At 33.8% G+C, this 22,279-nt stretch carries 24 protein-coding genes and 1 pseudogene; 21 read left to right on the top strand and 4 right to left on the bottom strand.

Annotation, left to right across the window (positions count from 1 at the left end; translation table 11 throughout):
* Window positions 1-3 precede the first annotated feature (3 nt).
* From BUA82_RS20715 to BUA82_RS14560, 21 genes are all read left to right on the top strand, one after another.
* Entirely contained in the window at window positions 4-159 is a 156-nt protein-coding gene (locus BUA82_RS20715) for a hypothetical protein (protein WP_178140736.1), read from the top strand.
* Between the two features lie 43 nt (window positions 160-202).
* Window positions 203-1,357 carry a phage portal protein gene (locus tag BUA82_RS14650; RefSeq protein ID WP_073009816.1) on the top strand — a complete coding sequence of 385 codons (1,155 nt, stop codon included), beginning with the start codon at window positions 203-205 and terminating at the stop codon, window positions 1,355-1,357.
* On the top strand, window positions 1,354-2,157 hold the full coding sequence (locus BUA82_RS14645) for a head maturation protease, ClpP-related (RefSeq protein WP_242948981.1): 804 nt from the start codon (window positions 1,354-1,356) through the stop codon (window positions 2,155-2,157). The genes BUA82_RS14650 and BUA82_RS14645 overlap by 4 nt, the downstream gene beginning before the upstream one ends.
* A 6-nt stretch (window positions 2,158-2,163) precedes the next feature.
* Complete coding sequence (locus tag BUA82_RS14640; protein ID WP_073009814.1) at window positions 2,164-3,360, top strand: phage major capsid protein; 1,197 nt, start codon at window positions 2,164-2,166, stop codon at window positions 3,358-3,360.
* A gap of 14 nt (window positions 3,361-3,374) precedes the next feature.
* The gene (locus tag BUA82_RS14635) at window positions 3,375-3,701 is read left to right on the top strand and encodes a hypothetical protein (protein ID WP_073009811.1); all 327 of its coding nucleotides are present in this window, start codon (window positions 3,375-3,377) and stop codon (window positions 3,699-3,701) included.
* Entirely contained in the window at window positions 3,698-4,036 is a 339-nt protein-coding gene (locus BUA82_RS14630) for a phage head closure protein (RefSeq protein ID WP_083599959.1), read from the top strand. The genes BUA82_RS14635 and BUA82_RS14630 overlap by 4 nt, the downstream gene beginning before the upstream one ends.
* Before the next feature lies 1 nt (window position 4,037).
* On the top strand, window positions 4,038-4,406 hold the full coding sequence (locus BUA82_RS14625) for a hypothetical protein (RefSeq protein WP_073009808.1): 369 nt from the start codon (window positions 4,038-4,040) through the stop codon (window positions 4,404-4,406).
* The gene (locus BUA82_RS14620; RefSeq protein ID WP_073009804.1) at window positions 4,390-4,806 is read left to right on the top strand and encodes a hypothetical protein; all 417 of its coding nucleotides are present in this window, start codon (window positions 4,390-4,392) and stop codon (window positions 4,804-4,806) included. The genes BUA82_RS14625 and BUA82_RS14620 overlap by 17 nt, the downstream gene beginning before the upstream one ends.
* Window positions 4,806-5,378, top strand: coding sequence for a phage tail protein (locus tag BUA82_RS14615; protein ID WP_073009801.1), 573 nt, complete (start codon window positions 4,806-4,808; stop codon window positions 5,376-5,378). The genes BUA82_RS14620 and BUA82_RS14615 overlap by 1 nt, the downstream gene beginning before the upstream one ends.
* Before the next feature lie 20 nt (window positions 5,379-5,398).
* On the top strand, window positions 5,399-5,857 hold the full coding sequence (locus BUA82_RS14610) for a hypothetical protein (RefSeq protein ID WP_073009796.1): 459 nt from the start codon (window positions 5,399-5,401) through the stop codon (window positions 5,855-5,857).
* Between the two features lie 184 nt (window positions 5,858-6,041).
* Window positions 6,042-9,053, top strand: coding sequence for a phage tail tape measure protein (locus BUA82_RS14605; RefSeq protein ID WP_073009794.1), 3,012 nt, complete (start codon window positions 6,042-6,044; stop codon window positions 9,051-9,053).
* A gap of 2 nt (window positions 9,054-9,055) precedes the next feature.
* Window positions 9,056-9,748 carry a distal tail protein Dit gene (locus BUA82_RS14600; protein ID WP_073009790.1) on the top strand — a complete coding sequence of 231 codons (693 nt, stop codon included), beginning with the start codon at window positions 9,056-9,058 and terminating at the stop codon, window positions 9,746-9,748.
* The gene (locus tag BUA82_RS14595; RefSeq protein ID WP_073009787.1) at window positions 9,745-10,890 is read left to right on the top strand and encodes a BppU family phage baseplate upper protein; all 1,146 of its coding nucleotides are present in this window, start codon (window positions 9,745-9,747) and stop codon (window positions 10,888-10,890) included. Before BUA82_RS14600 ends, BUA82_RS14595 begins: the two co-directional genes overlap by 4 nt.
* Window positions 10,891-10,902: 12 nt before the next feature.
* Window positions 10,903-12,903, top strand: a complete 2,001-nt coding sequence (locus tag BUA82_RS14590) for a hypothetical protein (RefSeq protein ID WP_073009784.1) — start codon at window positions 10,903-10,905, stop codon at window positions 12,901-12,903.
* Window positions 12,904-12,913: 10 nt separating this feature from the next.
* Window positions 12,914-14,959, top strand: a complete 2,046-nt coding sequence (locus tag BUA82_RS14585; protein ID WP_073009781.1) for a phage tail spike protein — start codon at window positions 12,914-12,916, stop codon at window positions 14,957-14,959.
* 24 nt (window positions 14,960-14,983) lie between these two features.
* A complete protein-coding gene (locus BUA82_RS14580; protein ID WP_073009778.1) occupies window positions 14,984-15,349 on the top strand; it encodes a hypothetical protein in 366 nt (121 codons plus the stop codon).
* 15 nt (window positions 15,350-15,364) lie between these two features.
* The gene (locus BUA82_RS20710; protein ID WP_178140735.1) at window positions 15,365-15,502 is read left to right on the top strand and encodes a hypothetical protein; all 138 of its coding nucleotides are present in this window, start codon (window positions 15,365-15,367) and stop codon (window positions 15,500-15,502) included.
* 73 nt (window positions 15,503-15,575) lie between these two features.
* Window positions 15,576-16,052: a phage holin family protein gene (locus BUA82_RS14575; protein WP_073009775.1), complete on the top strand. Its 477-nt coding sequence runs from the start codon at window positions 15,576-15,578 to the stop codon at window positions 16,050-16,052.
* A gap of 2 nt (window positions 16,053-16,054) precedes the next feature.
* A complete protein-coding gene (locus BUA82_RS21010; protein WP_073009772.1) occupies window positions 16,055-16,969 on the top strand; it encodes an N-acetylmuramoyl-L-alanine amidase in 915 nt (304 codons plus the stop codon).
* Between the two features lie 440 nt (window positions 16,970-17,409).
* A complete protein-coding gene (locus BUA82_RS14565; protein ID WP_073009769.1) occupies window positions 17,410-17,589 on the top strand; it encodes a hypothetical protein in 180 nt (59 codons plus the stop codon).
* 251 nt (window positions 17,590-17,840) lie between these two features.
* On the top strand, window positions 17,841-18,824 hold the full coding sequence (locus BUA82_RS14560; protein WP_073009766.1) for a 3'-5' exonuclease: 984 nt from the start codon (window positions 17,841-17,843) through the stop codon (window positions 18,822-18,824).
* A 49-nt stretch (window positions 18,825-18,873) separates the two neighbouring features.
* Here the strand turns inward: BUA82_RS14560 and BUA82_RS14555 are convergent, their stop codons facing one another.
* The 4 genes and pseudogenes from BUA82_RS14555 to hypF all read right to left on the bottom strand — a co-directional run bounded on the left by BUA82_RS14555 (window position 18,874) and on the right by hypF (window position 22,270).
* Window positions 18,874-19,152 (bottom strand): helix-turn-helix domain-containing protein, encoded by a 279-nt coding sequence (locus BUA82_RS14555; protein WP_073009764.1) that lies wholly within the window; start codon window positions 19,150-19,152, stop codon window positions 18,874-18,876.
* Window positions 19,153-19,206: 54 nt separating this feature from the next.
* Window positions 19,207-19,461 carry a helix-turn-helix domain-containing protein gene (locus BUA82_RS21255; RefSeq protein ID WP_073009761.1) on the bottom strand — a complete coding sequence of 85 codons (255 nt, stop codon included), beginning with the start codon at window positions 19,459-19,461 and terminating at the stop codon, window positions 19,207-19,209.
* 355 nt (window positions 19,462-19,816) lie between these two features.
* Window positions 19,817-19,933: pseudogene (locus BUA82_RS14545) on the bottom strand (flavin reductase family protein); the annotation flags it as partial.
* Window positions 19,934-19,960: 27 nt separating this feature from the next.
* On the bottom strand, window positions 19,961-22,270 hold the full coding sequence (hypF, locus tag BUA82_RS14540; protein ID WP_073009758.1) for a carbamoyltransferase HypF: 2,310 nt from the start codon (window positions 22,268-22,270) through the stop codon (window positions 19,961-19,963).
* Window positions 22,271-22,279: the final 9 nt, after the last annotated feature.

The raw sequence follows: 22,279 nt of genomic DNA, 5'->3' as shown, positions 1-22,279 counted from the left end.
TATATGGATGAACCTACTGTAACAATTTCCTTAAGTGAATATAATCGCTTAAGAGATGAATCTGATATGAAAAGATTATTGCTAGATAAAATTACATTTTATGAAAATAGATTAATGGATTTAGAGAGAAGAATGTATCAATTAGAACATAAGTCTTAGAAATAAGGCTTTTTTATTTTGCCCTGGAAGGGGGTGATTAAGATTGAAATTTATAGACTGGATTAAATACTTCTTTGGGTTTGGGAAAGATACTTTATATCTTGATGAAGGAGCTTTAGTTTCCCAAGAAATACAACTTGCAATAGAAGCTTTTGCAATATCAACTGCGGTAAGTTTAATATCTAATGCAATTAGTAAATGTGAGTTCAAAACCTACGTTTATGGGGAAGAGATAAAAGGCGATGAATACTATCTTTGGAATATAGAACCTAATAAAAATCAAAATTCTAGCCAATTTATTCAGGAATTTATAAGTAAACTTCTCTATGAAAATGAGTGTCTCATAATCGAATCAAATGAACAATTAATAATAGCAGATGATTTTACTCAAAAAGAATATGCTGTAGTAGAAAATATTTTTAAGAATGTTAGAAGAGGAGACATGACATTTGACCGCACCTTTAAAATGAGTGAAGTGCTTTATTTTAAGTACAGCAATGATGATGTCCGAAAGCTACTGTCAAATTTATTAAAGGGCTATAACAATCTTCTAAACATGGCTATAGGAAAATATAAACGCTCTGGTGGAAGAAAAGGAATAATGGATATAGATTCTACAGCTACAGGAGATCCAAAATTCCAAGAAAAATTTGACGAACTAATGAATACAAGATTTAAGAAGTACTTTGAAGCAGAAAATGCAGTGCTGCCACTCCACAAAGGATTTAAATATAATGAACAAAATGGAGAGGGGAATAAAAAATCCACTAGTGAAATTGTAGATATAGCTTCCATTACCAAAGAGGCATTTGAAAGAGTTGGCCAAGCGTTTAAAATTCCTCCTGCTTTATTACGTGGAGATATTGCGGACATAGAAAAAATAACAGATAACTTTTTAACTTTTTGTGTAGACCCTATAACCGACATGGTAGGGGAAGAAACCACTAGAAAGAGAATAGGAAGAAAAGACTTCTTAAAAGGCTGTTATATAAAAGTGGATACTACTTGTATTAAGCATATTGACATATTCTCCATAGCTGAAAAGTTTGACAAGCTTATTGCAAGTGCTGGCTATAGCGTAGATGAATTGAGAATTAAGGCAGGTGATACTCCGTTGAATGCCTGGTGGTCAAAGAAGCATTGGATAACTAAAAACTATCAAGATGTAGAGAATTTGAAAGGAGGTGAAAGCGATTGAAAGAAGTAAAGACAATATGGGGATTAAAACAATCAGCGAGTGATCCTAGTACCTTAGATATGTATATCTATGGAAACGTTGAAGGGGATTATATTGACTGGTGGGAATGGCAGAAAGTTCAAAGCGAAACTTCAGCTAATCACTTTAGAAATGAACTTGCCAAGTATCCAGATGTAAAGAATATTAATTTATATGTGAATTCTTATGGTGGCTCAGTTTATGAAGCTATGCCTATTAGAAATCAACTAAAAAGACATGGTGCGTATGTAACAGGTTATGTGGATGGATTCGCCTGCTCCGCAGCGTCTTTTATTTTGACTGCTTGCGATAAAGTAATTATGTATTCCAATACAATGCAGATGATTCATAATATGTGGAACGTAGTAGCCGGTAATGCAAAACAACTTAGGAAAGAAGCTGATGATCTAGATGCAATAATGGAGGGAAATAGAAAAGCCTATTTAGAAAAATCCAATGGCAAAATCACTGAAGAAAAACTTATTGAACTATTAGACGCAGAAACCTGGCTTACTGCTGCACAATGCCTAGAATATGGACTTTGTGATGAAATAGTAGCTAAGGAAGTTGATCTAACTGAAGCTAAACAGCTATTACAAAAGGTTAATAAATCTTTTGAACAACAACTAAGCTACAATAAAGCTTTAGTAGCACAAGCAAGAGAACTTTCTCAAAGTTTTGGAGCGAAAAACTCTGAAAATACTCCTCCAACACCTAATGAACCTAAAGAAAATAAAAACATAAAATTAATGGCGGCGTTATTCGCTAAAAAGGAGATGTAGATTAATATGAAAAGTTTAGATTTATTAAAGCAAGAAAAAGTAAATATAATGAATAACCTTAATCAGGCGATGAAAAATGGTGATGAAGAAGCATTTGCACAAGCTTTTACTCAGTTTACTGAAAACATTCAAGAATCAGTAATGGAAGAAGCAAGAGGATTAGTTCAAGCTGCAGATGCTAATATTTTAGCTGGTAGAGGGGTTAGACAATTAACCTCAGAAGAAAATAAATACTTTCAAAAAGTTATTGAAGCAATGAAAACCTCTAACCCTAAACAAGCTCTTACAGAGTTAGATGTGGTTATGCCTAAGACTGTAATTGATGCCGTATTTGAAGATTTAGTAGAAAGTCACCCTTTACTGGATGCCATAGACTTCCAAAACACAAGTGGGCTTATAGAGTTTTTAGTAAATGCTGATGGAAAACAACTTGCTACTTGGGGAACCTTAACATCAGATATTGTAAAAGAATTAACTAGTGGATTTAAGAAAATGAATATGGGGCTACACAAGCTATCAGCTTTCTTGCCAGTGGCTAAGTCTATGCTAGATTTAGGACCTACATGGTTAGATAGATATGTAAGAGCAATATTAGGAGAAGCTTTGGCCAATGGGTTAGAAGAGGGAATTATAAATGGAACTGGTAAAGAAATGCCTATAGGTATGAATAGGAAGGTTGGAGAAGGTGTAACAGTAACAGATGGTGTATATCCTGTGAAGGATGTTGTTCCTGTTACTAGTCTAGATCCTGTGACTTATGGAAAGTTAATTGCAGGCATGGCAAAAACACCAAAAGGTAAAACAAGAATAGTCAGGGAAGTATTAATGATAGTAAACCCAGTGGATTATCTTCAAAAGGTTATGCCTGCTACTACAATAAGAGGCGCTGATGGAAAATATATAAATGATGTTTTTCCATTCCCAACTAGACAGGTTCAATCGGTACAAGTTGAAGAAGGAAAAGCAATATTCGGACTTGGTAAAAGGTACTTTATGGGTATAGGAACTGAAAAGAGTGGGAAGATAGAACATTCCGATGATTATAAGTTCCTTGAAGATGAAAGAGTATACCTTGTTAAACTTTATGGACACGGTGAACCACTTGATAATAATGCCTTTGTTTATGCAGATATAAGTGGGCTACAGCCTGCGGTATCTGAAGTAGCTGTAACTAATGTGGTAAAAACTAAAGAACAGGCTTAATTGAGGTGATCTAAATGGCTGATAACACAGCTTTAGCTGAACAATTATTAGCGGATATAAGGCCTAATTTAGGTATAACATGGATAGATCCTGAAACAGATAAAAATCTTACTGGAATGATAAAAAGAGGAATGGCACGCTTGCAAGAGATTGCAGGGGTGCCACTTGTTTTTACAGAAGAGGACTTACCAAGGAGTCTATTATTTGATTACTGCAGGTATGCCAATAGTCATGCTCTTGAAATGTTTGAGATTAATTTTGCTGGGGAGCTTTTGAGTTTACATATCAAGGGTCAAGTTCAAGCTGCTAGTGCAATTACATCTAGCGAGGTGACAACATGAAGATAAAAACCGATGATATTGGATTTATTAGCTTTAATGACGGTGTCATGTTTTTTGGAGAAATAAAAACATTGCTTAATACTGCTAAAAAGAAAACAGGAGAAGAGTTTACTCAAAAAGGTAAACTCTTTTTTAAAGAGCTATCAGCTAGAGAATCAGATGTTATAATCGCAAATAATCAGGGGTATAGACTTGATAAAAAAATTCAAACTTACTTTAGGCCAGAGGTGTCTAGAAAGAATAAAGTTAAAATTAATAATGAATTATTTGACATAAAAAGCTTAGATTCAGATAAAAAATTCATGTATATTTATCTCCAAAAAGTAGGTGATTAAGTTGTTTAATGTTAGTGATGAAAAGATAATAGAGGCATTTGAAGGTTACAGAGGACTAAATATATACCACGCAGAAATACCCGAGGAAAAAAAAGAGGATTATAACTATTTTTACTATATAGAAGATGGAATCATACCAGGAAACGTAAAATATTTGACACAGGAGCTTATTATTTTCTATGTAAGTAAAAATCAATCTGAATACGGAGAATCTGAGATTATAGATAAAATAGAAAGTATTGGCTTGAATTTTGTGAGGGCAGACTATGACAGGTTGCAATTAGGAGAAACTAACCAGTTTATAGATGTTATAGCCTTTAGATGTACTAGAAAAATGAAAAGGGTGAAGTGTAATGGCTACAGAATTTAAGTTAGATCCTACACAATTGGAAAACCTAGAAAAGAACATAGGTAAGCTGCAAGAGGTTGGAGAAACTACCGCTAATGAAGTGTTACACACAGAAGGTAATAGGGAGGTAATGGACAGAATAACAGAAATTCTCCCTATTTCTAAAAGAAAAAAAAGACACGCTAAAGACAGCAAGCCTTTTAAAAGTAATGATTATAACTTAGGCTTTACTATAATTAGCAAAGGTGGTGCAGCTAATAAAAAGGGTTCTTATGGGTATCTAGTATTCCCGGACGAAGGAAGAGGAATAAGAAACCCTATAACACAAAACTTTACAGGGAGAGGCCTAGAAAGGGCAACTCCTACAGTAATAGAAAAATTAAGTAATGCAATAATTACAAAAATAGAGGAGGTAATCTAATGGCAACAGAAATAAAAGAATTTGACCCAATGAGAATTAAAAATGCTTCTATACAGGTTAAGGATAAACAAGCTATGAAGTTTGGTTGCATAGGTTCGGTTGAAGGTGAAACGGAAATGAGAACAGTAACAAAAAAATGTGAAGGTGTAATTACTAAAAGTAAATCTATGCCGCTACAACATAATTTAACTCTTTCCGGTTTTGTACCTATTGACGTGTATAGAGAGGTATTTGGCATTAAAAATGAAGGACTTAAGAAGGGGGTTTATGCTTACAGCATGGACAGCAAGGGTTCTAACTTTATACTTACAGCCGACGTTATAGACGATTTTGAGGACATAGTAAAGCTTATTGCATTTCCTAACGTGTCCAGTGCTACAGGACTAAAATTCACAGTGGATAACGATGCGGACGAGGTAGCTTACATGGAATTAGAATTTACAGCTATGCCAGACGAAGCTAGGAATTTCTATTATGAAGCGTTTAAGTCGGAGGTAGAAGAGTCTGTGGCTACAGCGTGGCATACGAATTTCAATTATGAATTAGTTAAAAGCACTACACCAGGAGTTTAATATATTAAGGGGGTTTACGAATGGCTAAAATACAAGTAATAACATTATCTGAAAGAAGAATAGTGGAACATGAAGGCGAGTTTATAGAAGTAGTAGAAAATGAAAGGCGTGTTCCATGTATGTTAACAAATTTTGCGATAGCACAGGCACAGAGAGAAAATATTATACAGAACTCTCTTGTGAATGACCTTTTGGACATTGCTATAAAATCTGACGGTAAGGAAGTTAATACAGAAGAGGTTCTGAATAAAGTTGATGAAGAAAAATGCCTAAAAACAATATATATAGGAATAAGAGGGGCAAATAAAAATATCGAATTAACTTATGATGAATTTCTACAACAATACCATGGAGACTATACCGAAACACTAAGCACTTACATGGAGTTGGTTATAGGGTTGGTCAATAAAGAAGGAAATGGCTTTGCTAATGGATTTGCAAAAGCTACAAAAGGTAATCGAAAAGATAAAAAAAAGTAAAACCCCCTAAGTTTCAAATACAGCACATGGAGGATTTATATACCCTTTATGTGCTTATTTTAAATATAGGGGAGGATTTTTTTTGGCACGCACCTATAGAAGAAGTGGAGAGAGTAGCAGAAAATAAGCAAGCTTATGATGCATGGGCTAATAATCCTATTACAGAATAGAGAGGAGGGTATATATGGCTAAAGGGAATAACGAAATAAAAGTAAAATTTAGTGTCTTTAACCAAGAATTCAATTCTTCTATGAATCAAATGAGGGAAGAAACTTCCAAGCTTACAAAGGAATTTAAGTTAGAGCAGGAACAACTAAAATTAAATGGAAGTGAATCCGATAAGCTAAAAAGTAAAGTGGACTATTTAAGCAAAGCGCAAGATTTAGCAAAAAAATCTGTAGAAGAAACTAGAGCGCAATTAGATAAAGCAAAAGCTACTTACGGAGAAAATTCCACAGAAGTTAAAAGTTTAGAAGGAAAACTATTAAATGCACAGATAGCGGAACAAAAACTAGCAAATGAAGTTAAACTGGCCAATGATGCATTTAAAGATAGTCAAAGCAAAGTTAAAGACTATGGTAAAAGCCTGGAAGAAGCGGGAAATAAAGTTGGTGCCTTTGGAGAAAAAGCAACAAATATAGGCAAGGGGTTTTTTAAAAATGTAACAGTTCCTATAATGGCTGTGGGTACAGCTAGTATGCTAGCGTTTAATGAAGTAGATAGCGGGCTAGACACCATAACGGTTAAAACCGGAGCAACAGGCGAAGCTATGACAGAGTTTGAAAGTGTATTCAATGATATATATGGTTCTATGCCTTTTGCAGCAGAAGCTGTGGGAACCGCTGTGGGAGAAGTTAATACCAGGTTCGGCCTTACAGGAGAAGCACTTCAATCTCTTTCAAAAGACTTTCTTATGTTTGCAGAAATTAACGACACTGATTTAAACGCATCTATAGGCAAAACTAACAGGCTTATGCAACAGTGGAATATAGACAGTAGCAAAGCACCTTTATTGTTAGACATGATTACTATGTCGGGTCAATCCACTGGGATAAGCGTAGACAAGCTAATGGATAGTATACAGCAAAACGGTGCGGCTTTAAAATCTATGGGATTTAACTTAGAAGATAGCATTATACTTTTATCCGAGTTTGAAGCAAACGGAGTAAATTCCGAAACAGCGCTAACCGCATTAAAAAAAGCTACAGTTACCTACGCAAAAGAAGGTAAAAGCATGACAGAAGGATTACAGGAGAGCGTTAAGAAGATAAAAGAAGCCAAGACAGACACAGAAGCATTGGAAGAAGCTTCTAGGGTATTTGGTGCTAGAGGTGCGACAGAAATGTCTACAGCTATAAGAGAAGGCAGAATACAGCTAGATAAATTCGGCTTTAAAATGGAAGAGTTCGAAGGTACAGTAAAAGACACTTTCGAAGGAACCCAAGACCCGCCCGACCAAATGAAAGTAGCTATGAACAACTTAAACTTAGCCTTAAAAGACTTAGCTGAAAGCATATTCGAAGTGCTAGCGCCTGCTATAAAGTGGCTAGGGGATAAAGCAAAAGAATTTAATGCATGGTTTAAGGAATTGAGTCCTGGGGTTAAAAAGTTAATCGTTACTTTAGGAGGAATAGCGGCGGCTATAGGTCCCATTATTATGTTTATAGGTGGGATAGCAAATGGAATTAGTAAAATATTTATATTAGCAGGGAAGATTGCGCCTTTGATTGCTAAGCTTAAAGCCTTTGGTATTGGTGCTAAATTATCCGCATTAGGCAAAACTTTTGTTGCAGTATGGGCGACGATAAAAAAAGCTTTAGTAGCTGTAAAAATAGCTTTAGCAGGGATATCTATGCCTGTACTAATTGTTATAGGTGTTATCGCGGCACTTGCGGCAGGGTTTATATACCTATGGAAAACTAACGAAAACTTTAGAAAAAAAGTAATTGAAATATGGAACAGTATAAAACAAGCTATAGCAAACTTTTGGGCATGGCTTGTGGACTTAGTAACAGTTAAACTTCCTGAAGGGTGGAATGCCTTAATGGAATGGTTTAACGGAATACCTCAATATTTTGTAGATTTTTGGATATGGATAAAACAAAAGTTTACGGATGGGTGGCAAGCTATAAAGGACTTCTTTTTAATAACTATTCCGGAGTGGATTGAAAACATGAAAGAATGGTTTTTTAAACTTCCAGAAAATATAGCACTTGCGTTAGGAGAATTCTTTGGCATAGTTGCAAAATGGGCGGTGGATACCTGGAATAAATTCGTGGAAACATGTGTTAATGTTTATAACTCCGTTGTAGAGTGGTTTCAAAAACTTCCAGGAGAGGTTTGGACGTGGTTAGTAAATACTTATAACAATATTAAGCAATGGGGAATAGACACGTGGAACGCCTTTATTGAAACTTGTAAAAATGTTTACTTTGCTGTAGTGGATTGGTTTAAGAAGTTACCAGGAGAAGTTTGGCTGTGGTTGGTAAATACTTATAACAATATAAAACAGTGGGCGGTTGACACTTATAATAGTGCCGCAGAAGGTGCTAGAAAAACCATAGCGGGTATAATAGATTGGTTTAAATCTTTGCCATGGCGCATATGGGAGTGGTTAGGTAAAACGATAGATAAATTAAAAACTTTTGCAATAAACATGAAAGACGAAGGTATCAACGCTGCTATAGAATATAAGGACGGGTTAATAAAGTGGATGAAAGGTATTCCCGAAGACATGAAGCAGATTGGTAAAGATATGATACAAGGTTTGTGGGATGGTATCTTTGGCGGTTGGGGATGGCTAAAAAATAAAGTGGCTTGGTTCACAGATAAAGTTTCAGAGGGGTTCAGAAAAGGCTTTGACACTCATTCACCTTCCAGGGTAATGATGGAGATAGGAGAATATAATACCGAGGGACTGGCTATAGGTATGGAAGATAAAATTAAATTAGCTCAAAAAGCGGCTACAAACGTAGTTAATGCTGTTACAGGTGCTATGTCACCTAATAACACAACAACGCCTTACGTAAAAGGAGAGAGCATTGCAAATTACGCTTCTACAAATAATAATAATGTTCAGTTTATAATTAACGCCGAGAACAGCACACCAGCGGATACGGATAGGCTAGTAGATAAAATAATGTTTAAAATGAATAATCGTTACACAGATAACAATTTAGCGAGGGGGTATAAGTAGGCATGGACATATTAATCGACTGTATCAGCTTAAGAGAAGAATTTGGCATATGCTCAGTCGAAAGGCCGGCTATACCTTCAGCAGAACAAACTTTAAAAATTTATGAAGTAGATGGAAGGGATGGGAGTTTAACGGAAAAAGGGAACTGGAGAGATATAGAGCTTCCTATTAATTTCAACTTATTAGATGAAGAAAATATTAGAATGAAAATGCGAAAATTTAAAGCGCTGCTAATAAATGCAAAAAAACTAGTATTAGAAGAAGAACCCGACGTTTTTTACAAAATAAAATTTGTGAAAATGGGGGATATAGTGAATGAGATAGCAGAGCACGGAGAATTCCAGTTAACTTTTAGGTTAGAACCTTTTGCTTACATGGATTTTACCGACACTATTTACTTGACTAATCAAGCCACAATCTTTAATCCCGGAACATATTTTTCCGAACCTGTAATAACATTGTATGGTAGCGGAAATATTAACTTAACTATAGGCGAAACCAATCTTATATTAAAAGAAGTAGCGAATTTTATTACTATAAATACTCCTTTAAAATCAGCTTATAAGGAACAATTACCACTTAACAATAAAATTTTAGGCAACTTTCCTGTTTTAAACCCAGGCGACAATAAAATATTGTGGTCGGGAAATGTTACTAAAATAGAAATTAAACCCGAATGGAGGTATTTACTGTGATAAATATAACTAAACAAATATATTTAGATTTATACAATAAAAACTGTGTGCTTGTAGATGCGAAGCAATTAGATGTAAATACACGCTTTATAGAAGGATATGTCACAGATAGAGGGATGGCGGTAGATTTAACGGGATACCAAGTAAAATTTTACGCATTAAAACCCGACAAACACGAAATATTTAATTCTGTAGAGATTCTAAACGCTAAAGAAGGAAAAGTAAAAATTCCTCTAACCTCTCAAACCTTGGCTGTTCAAGGGAATGTAGAGTGTGAATTATCTATATTTAATGACAGCGGACTAGCAACAAGCAGGGGGTTTATAGTTAGGGTCTACAAAACACTTAGAAACGATAGTTCTATAGAGTCAAGTAATGAGTTTACAGCTTTAATAGAAGCGTTAAACGACATAGAAGAAGCAAAAGAACAGGTAGGAATAGCCGGAGAGGTTAACAAAGTATTAAAAGCTACTATTGCAGAGGGTAAAAACGTCAATGAAGATTTAATAAGCAATACAGCAGAAGCCAAAAATACAGATGCCCAATTACAAAGAAATATTACAGAAGGGAAAACAGTAAACACTACCTTAGTAAAAAGTACAGCAGAAGGTAAAGCGGTAGATGCACAACTAAAAACTAACACCGCAGAAGGCAAGTCAACAAATGAAGATTTAATTGTAAATATATCAGAAGGGAAAACCGTAAATACTCAACTACAAAATAATACCGCAGAAGGCAAGTCGACAAATGAAATTTTGGTGGCTAATACAGCGGAAGGTAAAGCTGTAAATTTAGAGTTAAAGGACAGCACAACTAAAGGTAAAGAAGTTATTCCTTTGCTTAATGCGGCTGTACAAGAAGCGACAACAGCATTAAATAAAATAGAAGAAGCTAGCAATAAAACATTCATAATTGCGGCAGATGCTTTTGTTTATAACGAACAATCCGGATTATGGGAGTGCAACTTTAAGCATAACTTAGAGAGCGTGAATTTAGTAATAAGTGTATATAACCAGGAGTGGAAAGAAATAATTAAAGTATGTACCGTAATAGACGACAATACCGTTCTGTTAAAAACCTACGAGCAAATGCTTGTTAGGGTGGTAATAAATAAATCCTACATAAATACACCGATAGTTTAAAGGAGGGATAATATGGCTATAAACACGCAGGAACAATTATTAAAATACATAAATGAATTAGACGAAAGCAATATAAAGATTATAAACACCAGGAATGCGTTTACCAAAGTTGATGTTAACAATGATAGCAAGGCTATTGTAAGCAATATAAAAGGAAGGACATTAAAAAATGAAGTCGTAAACGGCGGCTTTACCAATGGCGTTGCAGGGTGGAGAACTAGTGGGGGGACATTAACCAATGATGGACAAACTGGCGTGCTACTTGCTACCGCAAAATATGCAAGAGCAGACCAACAAATTAAAAAAAAAGAAACTGACAAAGTATATATTAGTGCCTATATAAAAAGCACTAGTAACCTAGTACACTTAATGGCAGGGGACATGGTGAATCATACCGGCAGCGGACAGTACGAAAGGCTTTCCGGGATTAGTTCTGTTAATTCTACTAATGCGTATGTACAAATAAGAGACTTTAGGGACAGCGGATGGGACAATATATACATAAAAGAGGTTATAGCTGTTAATTTAACAATGCTGTTTGGTGCAGGTAAAGAGCCTACTTTAGAATGGTGCAAAGAAAATATTAGGTGGTTTGATGGGGTTAAATCTGTAGGGGAGCAAGAGGGAAATAAAATCTTAGTTAAAAGTGTGGGTAAAAACTTATTTGATATAAATAAGCCAAGACAATTTGTAAACGGCGATATTGTTATAGATAATTCTTTAAAAATTTACACTCAAAGAACTTATAATAAGGGAACATACTACGATTTTAAACTAAAACCGAATACAAAATATACCTTTAAACATGAATTCACAGTAAATGGTAATGCTGTTACAAATTATACAACCATAAGAAATACGGTTGACGATAGCATTATTAAAAGATTTGAAACGAATATAAGTCCACAATCATACACTTTTATAACTCCTTCTAACGGATTGATAAGCATTGAATTTGCAAGAATGGGCGGTGGTGCAGATTTACTTGGATGGTTAATTATAACTAATATTCAACTAGAAGAAGGCGAACAGGCTACACCTTATGAAGTGTATAAATCTAAGAAGTTAGAAATGCAACTATCAGAGCCTTTAAGAGGGCGTTATTTTGCACAGGACGAAATAATCTATGGTAAGGTAACTAGAAAAATCGGGAAAATAATTTTAAACGGTAGTGAAGCATGGGCATTTAATGCATCAAATACTGATACCGTTTCTTTTGCCACTGTGATTATTCGTGAAAAAGCAAAAATTAATCAAAGGAACGGAACTAATCCAATAGCTGATACTATTCCAAGTAGTACGATTGGAGTTTATACGGATGACATTGAAGGTGTATTTATAGATAGCGCCGCAGGAATGAGTATCAATATTTTAAAATCCAAACTTGCTACCCCCGATGTAACAGGATTTAAAGCATGGTTGCAAGCTAATCCAACTACTATTTATTACGAGTTAAAAACACCAACAGAAGCACAAACAGCGTTTTACAATGCTATAGACGTCTATAAAAATGGAAGTATAGTACTAGAAAACAATATAATCCCGGACATATCTGTGAACATACTAAATATTGCACAAAGATTAAGTTCCGCAGAGAGCAATATAGAAAGTTTGGACATAGATTTATACGGATTACAAGGACAAGTCACTGAAATAATAGACGAATTAAGTACTAAAGCTGTAATAGAAAGCGGAATAGTGGGTAACGGACGTTTTGTAAAGTTTAGCGATGGGACAATGGTTTGTTACGGAAATAACGATTACGGAACGAATATGTCAACAGCAGAAGGAGCTTTTTATAAATCGGATGAAATAACTTGGAACTTTCCTGCGACTTTTGCACCGTATACCGTTCCAGTTTGTGCTATTATTCCTAAATCATCAGATTCAATTTGTTTCGCTCAACCTATGGTAGGCGGGAGCAATAGTTCGGTTAAGTTTAAATTAATTTCTACAAAAAATACATTTACAACAGTAACGGTTAATTTTATTGCCTTTGGTAGGTGGAATTAGGAGGGAAAACATGATTAATTTATATGATAGCAAAGAAACAGACTTTACACATAACGGCATACATACACTGGATTCATGTATTTCCTGCAAGGTCACCGAAAACTTTAATGGAGATTATTTTCTAGAGTTAGAATATCCAACATTCGGCAATACTAAATGGAGGGACTTGTTAGAAGAGAACATAATTAAAGCACCTACGCCGAAATATGGACAGCAACTTTTTAGGATAGTACGCAAACAAATTGCCGGGAATAATGTACAAGTTTTTGCAAGACACATTTTCTATGATTTACTGGACAACTTCTTGGAAGATGTAAGACCCACAGACCAAAACGGAGCGGGTGCATTAAATTGGATTTTAAAAAATACCAGTTATCCGAATAAATTCCAAGCTGTAAGCGACATATCCAAAGTATCCACCGCGAATTATATAAGAAAAAACCCGGTGCAAGCTATTATGGGAGACGATGATAACAGCTTCTTAAGTAGATGGGGAGGTGAAATAGAAAGAGATAATTTTAACATAAAAATCTATACCATGGCGGGAGAAGATAGAGGTACGACGATATCTTATGGGAAAAACCTTCTAAGCATAGAAGAAAACCTGGATGCAAGTTCCGTAGTAACAAGACTTATGCTAACTGGTTTAAATGAGAATGACACAGTGTTAATGTTACCGGAAAAGTATATCGATAGTAATATAATAAGTGCATATCCTAACCCCAAAATACAACACATTCATTATAGTGACTTAAAGGTGGATGCAGAAAATGGAGTTACAGAAGAAACGGTATTCCAGGAATTGAGGAATCAAGCCACAAAGCTATATTCCTTGGATAAAATAGATTATCCAAAAGTTAATTATTCTGTAGATTTTATAGAACTTACTAAAACAGAAGAATATAAAGATTACAAGGTACTAGAGCAACTTTATCTATACGACAAAGTAACTATAAACCATGAAAGATTAGGAATACAGATAAAAGCTACTGTAATAAGTTATAAGTACGATTGTTTAACAGAAAAATATGTTTCTATAGAATTAGGTAATTTCAAAGGCGACTTTGCAACAAGCTTAAGCAACGTAGAAAAAACTTTAGTCAAAGTATCCGAGGAAATAACAAGAGATAAAACAGAGTGGAAAGAAGCTGTAGACAACGCTACGGACTTAATAACAAACACACTAGGCGGGTACGTATATAAGCGTAGAGGGGAACTTTTAATAATGGATACAGAAGATCCCAACACAGCTAAAAAAGTATGGCGTTGGAATTTAGGAGGACTAGGATATAGTAATAACGGTATCAACGGAAGTTTTGCAACAGCTATAACTATGGATGGGCATATAATCGGAGAGTTTATTTATGGGTTAACTGTTAAGGGAGAACAAATTGTAGGTGGTACTATCGAAGGGGTTAATATAAAAACTTCTAACTCTAAAGAAAGAATATTAATTTCTAAATCAACTGTGGATTGTTTTATAGATAATAAGCACTTAATGCGTGTAGGGACGTCTATCGACGAACTTGGTTCTATTATCCCTGGAATAACATACGGTTTGGGTTGTGACAAAATGCTAGATTCCGAGGTATACAACTACATTGTCGCAATGCCAAACGATTGGAGTGCAACTAACGCTTATGCTCAAGACCAAATAGGGTTAAATATCAGCGGTGGGGACAGTGTAAATATAGACGTCGCTTATGGGTCGAAAGCAGAATATAAAAGTGTCAATATAGCACGGTTAACACCTAAATTAAGGCTAGGCGGTTACGATACAGATATAGAGATAGGAGCGGTCTCACAGAGTTATAACAGCACAGCTAAGGTAAGCATACCACCAGGAATACAGCCTAATTTAAAATGGCCACTAACAATACAAGCGGGTGGAACAGTTATCTTAGAGCATGACTTAGGGCATATCCCTATAATACAATTCTCTGGCACAAAAGGGAACTTACAATTAACTTATAACCATGTTAGCGAAAACCGTGTAGATGTAACTAATTATAGTACTGGCAACAATGCTTGGACAGGGGATATATACTTTTGGTAAAAATAAAAAAGGAGTGATTATATAGTGTTTAATGAAGAAACCAATACGATGACGGTATATTATAGCAAGAATACAGGTTTAATTAATAAAATACTAACTGGAACTAATGATATGAGCATATATGGACCATTTAAAGAAGACTTGGAAAAAGTACTAGATTGCTTAGTGCTGCCTTATGACTCAAATTTATTTAATGATTATAAGGCTTACAGAGTTAATCCTGGGAGTGGGGAGGTAATTAAAAGCATAAAGACTCAGGAAGAAATAGAAATAAATAAGCTTAAGGATACTGTAGAAAAACAAAACCAAGCTATAGCTGAATTAAGTTTATTATTAGTGCCACCAGTATCACCGGAATCGCCAGTAGAAACAGAGAAACCAATAGAATAGAAAGGAGTTGAGCATATGTTTAATAAAAACAGTGGACTAGTTGCTGTATGGGTAAGCTTGATAATAAACGGTACCTATACAGTGGATCAGGTACCTAAAATAAGCAACCTCAAAGAAGTTGTGACAGAAGTAATAGAAGATCTAAATAAATAATCTAAAAAGGCAAAGTATGGCACCTACAGGGTGTTTTTATTTTGCCTAATTTTATAAGAAAGAAGGTATTAAAGTGGAAAAAATAATGAACATAAAAAATGGTATTTGTGTAGCAGTTGGCGTATTAGGAGGAGTATTAGCTAAGGCTTTAGGCGGGGCGGATGCTCTTCTTACGGCGTTAACTTGCTGTGCAATAGCAGATTATATAACTGGTTTTGCTGTCGCAGCGATATTTAAAAGATCACCCAAAACCGAAACAGGAGCTGCACAAAGTAATGCAGGCTTTAAGGGGCTAGTTAAAAAGGCGTTTATATTTGTTGTAATAGTTGTAGTTAACCAGGTTGATATAGTACTCGGTTCAGGAGGATTTTTAAGGAATACTGCTATTATAGGATTTATAGCAAATGAATGCTTATCCCTTATAGAGAATACAGGATTAATGGGCATTAAATGGTCTCCGGTAGTTGTCAATGCAATAGATATACTTAAGAAAAAAAGTGATGGTGAAAGTAAAGAATTTGTAAAATTTGATAATAAGGAGGAAAAATAGTTATGAAAATAGCATATAGAGGTGGCCATAATTATGGTGCACCAGGAGCAGTAGGAATAATAAGTGAATTAGATACCAACAGAGAGGTGCTGCCACACTTTGGCAATTATTTAAAATCTTTAGGACATGAAATATTAGATGTTACTCCACCATATAACATGGACAAATATGAGGATTTAGCTTATGGGGTAAATAAAGCTAATGCTTGGGGTGCGGATCTATTCTTAAGTTTGCACTGTAATAATGCTTATGATAAATACAACGGTTCCATCGGCTCTGAAGTATGTGTCTACAGCGAACATGAATATGCAGTAAATGTATCTAGAGCTCTATTCTTGGCTGGATTCACAGACGATGGCGGAAATCAAAGAAGAGCTGGAACTAAAGGCTTAAACATTAATCCAAGGCTATACGAGGTTAGAAATACAAAGATGCCAGCTATGATAGTTGAAATGTTCTTTGTTGAAGCTGTAAAGGACGTAGAAAACTATAGAAGATTGGGACCTGCAGGCATTGCTAAGGTTATAGCGGAAGGGATAGAAGGCAAGAGAGTACCTGAAGCTTCTAAGCCTACAACACCAATGCCACAACCTAAGCCACAAGCAAAACCCCAATATGATTTTGCTTCTCTACAGGCAGAATGTAATAGGCAAGGTTTTTCTAAGCAGGCTATAGATAATTATCCTGGTCCTAATACCTTGAATGGGTGCCCCTTAGTAAAACAAGGTGCTAGGGGAAATATAACAAAATGGATTCAGGAAAGGTTAATATATTTAGGCTATAGTTTAGCTTATGGAGCAGATGGAATCTTTGGAGAAGGTACCAAGCAGGCCATTATGGCATTTCAGAGAAATAATGGGTTAGTGGCTGATGGAATAGTAGGTAGAAACACCTGGAAGAAACTTTTAGGATTATAGAATTTATTAGGGCAACCTCTGAGGGTTGCCCTTTATTTTTTGTAATTATTTATAAAAATATAGAAAAAAAGTAATAAAAAGTATTGACATTATATACTATGCATAGTATAATATAATTGTAAGGAGGTGATAAAAGTGGCAAAGAAAAAGAAGAAGAAAAAAGGAACAAACAACAAGGATTTAATACAGTTAATAACAGCCCTAGTAAACCTGATTATAGCTGTAATAAATCTAATACTTGTTAATCGCAAGTAACCACAAGGAAGGGCTCACACCCCTTCCGTTCCTTAAATCTTCTTCTTAACTTTATTATAACATAAAGGTTAAGGAGGTAAAGCATTATGAATAAAATTCAAAAACTAAGCTTTATTTTAAGTATTGTAGCGCTTATAATAAGTTTAATTACATTAATAATGTTATTGTCAAAGTAGGTGATTAATTTGGATAGTAGCAAACAAACTGAAGCTAATAAAAAGTGGCAAGAAAAAAATAAGGAATATGCAAAGTATTTAAGTAATCGCTCAAGGTCTAGAAGCTTTATAAAAAATCAATCTACACGTGAAGATCTTGAAGAGTTAAAGCAGCTAATTAAAGAAAGAGAATCTAAATTGAATGAATAGTTTCTTCAGGGTAGCTTTAGGGTTACCCATTTTTTTCTCTAAAATAGAAAAAGCCCCACACGGGAGCCTTAACTATAAGTACATTACAATAAATAAAAAATTAATACAAAAGGATTATCTAAATTCTTGCCACTTTTAAATCTTTTATACATGTAATATTATATATAGTTTTGTCGAAAAGCTTGTATATAGTAGCATACAGATTACAATTATAATTAGAATTTACATAATTGGGGGATGGTGTTGGTAATATGGATAATATAGCAGGATTAGAAAATGAGTTACAAAAGTATAATAAAAAACGTATAATTGCTTTAATAATTGAATGCGTATCAGTTATTTTTATGTTATTTAATTTAACATTTTCATTAGTTGCTATAACAGCATTTGTTTTTTATTTACTGTACAATTCAAAGGCTAAGAAGATAAAAGGAGAGATTGCTTTATCAAATGAAGTTAGCAATATTAGCAGCTCTAATCAGATTAATACTAATATAGTAATAGAAAATGTAAAAAATGATAAAAAAGAGTCTTCAGAAACTCTTTATATAAAAAGTTTTGAAGATGTTAAGAATTATGATTTAGGTAAGCAGTTAGATAATAGCTTTATAAAAAATATAACAAGGAATAAAGAAGTTATATATGAAAACTTTATGAAATATCCAAACACAACTAAGAGGCCTTCTAACTTTGTTGTATTTGATTTTGAAACCACTGGATTAAATGAAGAAAATAACGAAATAATACAAGTAGGTGCAATTAAATTTGATTTGGAGAAGCCAATAGAAACATTTATTACATATGTAAAACCTAATAAAAAAATAACTCAGAAAATAACATCAATAAATGGAATAACAAATGAAATGGTAGAGGATGCTCCATCAATACAAGAAGTTCTTCCAAGATTTTTAGATTTTATAGGTGAAGAGGTTTTAATTGCACATAATTGTACTTTCGATATGAAATTCTTATTACACAACCTATATAAATATGGATATAAAAAGCCAAAGAACAAAGCAATAGATACTCTGCAGATGGCTAGGAGTAAAATTAAAGAATATGATTTTGTAACAGAAAAGGATGTAAAACTTGAAAGTTATAAGCTTGAAGAACTTAAATGGAGATTTAATTTAGATGAGTTAAAGTCACATGAAGCTCTTTCAGATTGTAAAGTATGTGCATATATATATTTAGAAATTATTAATTCAGTTGATGTATGCTATACAGTATATTAAGATAAAAAAATAACTCTGGAGCAGATCCAGGGCTATTTTTATTTTGGTACTATTTATATTTCTCAATAAGTTTTATCATATCTAATATTAGTGCTTTATTATTTTTATCAAATAAGTTTAAATTAGTTCTTTCCTTTGTCCTACAAGATAAATAATCCAGGCTTACATTAAATATATCAGCTAACTTTATAGCCATATCTAGGCTAGGCATATTAGTATTTGTTTCATAACTGGATATAGCAGATCTAGTAACACCTAATATATCAGCCAACTGGTCCTGGTTCATTCCCGAATCTTCCCTAAGCTCTTTAAGTCTATCTCCTAACATAAGCACTCCCTCCCTAGAAAAATTTTAATGTAAAGGAAGGGGATGCAATTAGAATTACAGAATAAATTTATTTTTTGAACAATTAAGACATTTTAAATTGATTTTAGTATGAGGAGAATAAAAATAAATAAGAAGTAAAATAGGGGATACATTTAAAACTTCAGATAGATTTTTAACTAGCAAGGTATTTATCATAGTACTCCTTTCTTGTAAATTTTCTAGTTTACTAAGATAACTTTGACTTATGCCTACACGTGCAGCCAGTTCAGATTGAGAAAGTTTTCGACTTAACCTTAATTTTTTCAACATAATATCACCCAAATATACATTTTACGACAAAATAACAAGTAAAAAAATACATAAATTATGGGAATGAAATAAGCGTGTCGAAATATTCCTGGAGGGAATGGATTTTGGTGCTATAATTATGTTGCAAACTAAATGGAAATTAATTTTAAAAAATTACTTGATATGGGAACGTACGTTTGCTATCATTGTAATATAAAGTACATAGGGGGATTGAGATATGAGAAAAGACAACATAAGTGAAAAAAATGAAATTTTATGGTTAGAAGAAGAATTATATGAAAATCTTAATAAGGTAATAAATAAAGAACAGCCTAAGTAGACTGTTCTTTATTTACTGTATTTGTGTTTGCCGAGAAGTCCCCACCCAAGCTGCGGTAAATACATTCACCTTATCCTCTTCATTCTTTGAGGTGATAAGTACCACAGGAACTGGATTAAGCATTACGCTTCCTTTAAAATTTGTTTTAGTCATTATATCTTCTCCTATATAACATTTTAATTATTCTTCACACATTAGGCTTGCTATAATAAGCTGTCCGTAGCTTATTCCACCATCATTAGTAGGAATCTTTGAATGAGTATAAACCTTAAAGCCTTCATGAATAAGGCTTTTATATAAATTATTTAATAAGTAGGAGTTTTGAAAAACACCACCACTTAAGCATACGGAGTTAATGTTGTATTTATTTCTTAATTTAATACACATTTCCTTAGAAAAAGAAACAATGGTATTATGAAATTTTGCAGATATTATTTTTGGAGGAAGGTCTGAAAGCAAATCTTTTATTATATCAGTAAGAATTTTAGAGGTATCTATTATAAACATAGGGCAAAGCTCCTCTATACCATACTCATAACAATTCTCAGAAGCTTCTTCTATGAGAGCTTCTAGCTCTATAGAGGCTTGACCTTCATAGGTAATAGTATGTCTGATGCCGCATAAGCTGGATACCCCATCAAAAAATCTTCCCATACTAGAAGAGTTAATAGTATTTATTTTATTTTTAATAATTTTGCTAAATAAAATACCTTTATCACCATAAAGTTTATATATTAAATCTTCTAAGGAGATTAAATTCTGTAAATCTTTATTTTTATTATAGGAGTAGCATAGGTATGCTATAGCAGATTTCCAAGGTTCACGAGAGGCGCTATCATCAGAAGATAAATTAACGTAACTTATATGACCGGCCCTCTCATACTCTTTTAAATTGCATATTAAGAATTCACCGCCCCAAATAGCTCCATCATCTCCAAAACCTGTTCCATCAAAAGATAGTCCAATTACATTGTCACTTATTTCATTTTCCGCCATACAGCTTACTATATGAGCATGGTGATGCTGAACTTTTATTAATGGAACATCTAAACTTTCAGCGTACTTAGTGCTTAAATAGCCAGGATGCATATCGCAAACTGCTAGGGTAGGAGTTATATCAAATATTTTTTTAAATTGATTAATATTATTTATATAATGATTAAAGGTTTCAACATTTTGGAGATCCCCTATATGCTGACTCATAAAAATAAATTTTTGTTTTGATATGGAAAAGGTGTTTTTCATATGAGGACCCAAGGCTAGTATGCATTTATCACTTTGAAAGTTAAAGGGAGAGGGGGCATAACCACGAGCGCGTCTTACTATATACTCACCGTTAAGTTCTATTTTAGTTACTGAATCATCTACAGGAATAAAAATATCTCTATTATGTAACAAGAAATAATCCACAATACTACTTAAATCACGAATGGCTGTATCATTATCATATTCTAATGGTAATGAGGATAGATTTGCACTAGTCATTACCAATAATTCAATATCAAAGTTAAAAATCAAAGCATGTAAAGGTGTATAGGGCAGCATTATACCTAGACTCTTTTGGAAAGGAGCAATATTTGAAGGTAAGGAGCAATTCTGTTTTTTATCTAATAGTACAATAGGCTTTTTGCTGCCAGTAATTATTGTTTCTTCCATCTGGTTTATTTCACAATACTTTTTTACAATATCTATGTTTTTAGCCATTAAAGCAAAAGGTTTATGAGGGCGATTTTTCCTTTTTCTTAGATTTTTTATAGCAACTTCATTTTTACCATCACAAACTAAATGAAAACCAGTTAATCCTTTTATAGCAAATATAAAACCCTCTTTTAATTTTTCCGATACCCATTTTAGGGTTTCATAATTATACTGGCTAGAATTTAAATCTTCTTTGCTAGCTAATATAACTTCACCTTTACTGTCTGTTAAATATATATGAGGACCGCAGTTATCACAGGCATTAGGTTGGGCGTGAAACCTTCTATTTCTAGGATTCTTATATTCTTCATTACAAAGGTTGCACATTTTAAAGGATTTCATAGTGGTTTTATCCCTATCATAAGGAATACTTTCTATTATAGAAAATCTAGGACCACAGTTAGTGCAGTTAGTAAAAGGATAAAAGTATCTTCTATTTTTAACATTAAGTATATCCTCAAGGCATTCACTGCATAAAGCGGTGTCTGGAGAAATAAGAGTTATTTTCCCAGATTCAATTTGGCTTTCCTTTATAGTAAAATCATTAAATCCATAAATCTCTAAATCCTCCCAAGTAATACTATCAATTTTTGCTAAAGGGGGAGGGTTATGCTTAATTTTTTCTATGAAATCATCTAGATTATAATGAGAAGCCTCTGCATCTATATAAACACCTTGAGAGTTATTATTTACCCAGCCTTTAACACCATATTTCATTGCTAAGTTAAATACAAAGGGTCTAAAACCAACTCCTTGAACAATTCCATTTATCTTTATAAATCTTCTTTCCATAAGAAATAA

This window comes from Clostridium amylolyticum (genome assembly GCF_900142075.1).
Classification (GTDB): Bacteria; Bacillota; Clostridia; order Clostridiales; family Clostridiaceae; genus Clostridium_AA; species Clostridium_AA amylolyticum.
Note: the sequence above shows the minus strand (reverse complement) of the source record. Positions and strands in the feature narration are given on the sequence as shown.

Bases quoted from the DNA above. Each gene is read 5' to 3' on its own strand.
- BUA82_RS20715 (WP_178140736.1), top strand. From the start codon at position 4: ATGGATGAACCTACTGTAACAATTTCCTTAAGTGAATATAATCGCTTA.
- BUA82_RS14640 (WP_073009814.1), top strand. From the start codon at position 2,164: ATGAAAAGTTTAGATTTATTAAAGCAAGAAAAAGTAAATATAATGAAT.
- BUA82_RS14635 (WP_073009811.1), top strand. From the start codon at position 3,375: ATGGCTGATAACACAGCTTTAGCTGAACAATTATTAGCGGATATAAGG.
- BUA82_RS14630 (WP_083599959.1), top strand. From the start codon at position 3,698: ATGAAGATAAAAACCGATGATATTGGATTTATTAGCTTTAATGACGGT.
- BUA82_RS14620 (WP_073009804.1), top strand. From the start codon at position 4,390: ATGGCTACAGAATTTAAGTTAGATCCTACACAATTGGAAAACCTAGAA.
- BUA82_RS14615 (WP_073009801.1), top strand. From the start codon at position 4,806: ATGGCAACAGAAATAAAAGAATTTGACCCAATGAGAATTAAAAATGCT.
- BUA82_RS14610 (WP_073009796.1), top strand. From the start codon at position 5,399: ATGGCTAAAATACAAGTAATAACATTATCTGAAAGAAGAATAGTGGAA.
- BUA82_RS14605 (WP_073009794.1), top strand. From the start codon at position 6,042: ATGGCTAAAGGGAATAACGAAATAAAAGTAAAATTTAGTGTCTTTAAC.
- BUA82_RS14600 (WP_073009790.1), top strand. From the start codon at position 9,056: ATGGACATATTAATCGACTGTATCAGCTTAAGAGAAGAATTTGGCATA.
- BUA82_RS14590 (WP_073009784.1), top strand. From the start codon at position 10,903: ATGGCTATAAACACGCAGGAACAATTATTAAAATACATAAATGAATTA.
- BUA82_RS14585 (WP_073009781.1), top strand. From the start codon at position 12,914: ATGATTAATTTATATGATAGCAAAGAAACAGACTTTACACATAACGGC.
- BUA82_RS20710 (WP_178140735.1), top strand. From the start codon at position 15,365: ATGTTTAATAAAAACAGTGGACTAGTTGCTGTATGGGTAAGCTTGATA.
- BUA82_RS21010 (WP_073009772.1), top strand. From the start codon at position 16,055: ATGAAAATAGCATATAGAGGTGGCCATAATTATGGTGCACCAGGAGCA.
- BUA82_RS14560 (WP_073009766.1), top strand. From the start codon at position 17,841: ATGGATAATATAGCAGGATTAGAAAATGAGTTACAAAAGTATAATAAA.
- BUA82_RS14555 (WP_073009764.1), bottom strand. From the start codon at position 19,152: ATGTTAGGAGATAGACTTAAAGAGCTTAGGGAAGATTCGGGAATGAAC.
- BUA82_RS21255 (WP_073009761.1), bottom strand. From the start codon at position 19,461: ATGTTGAAAAAATTAAGGTTAAGTCGAAAACTTTCTCAATCTGAACTG.
- hypF (WP_073009758.1), bottom strand. From the start codon at position 22,270: ATGGAAAGAAGATTTATAAAGATAAATGGAATTGTTCAAGGAGTTGGT.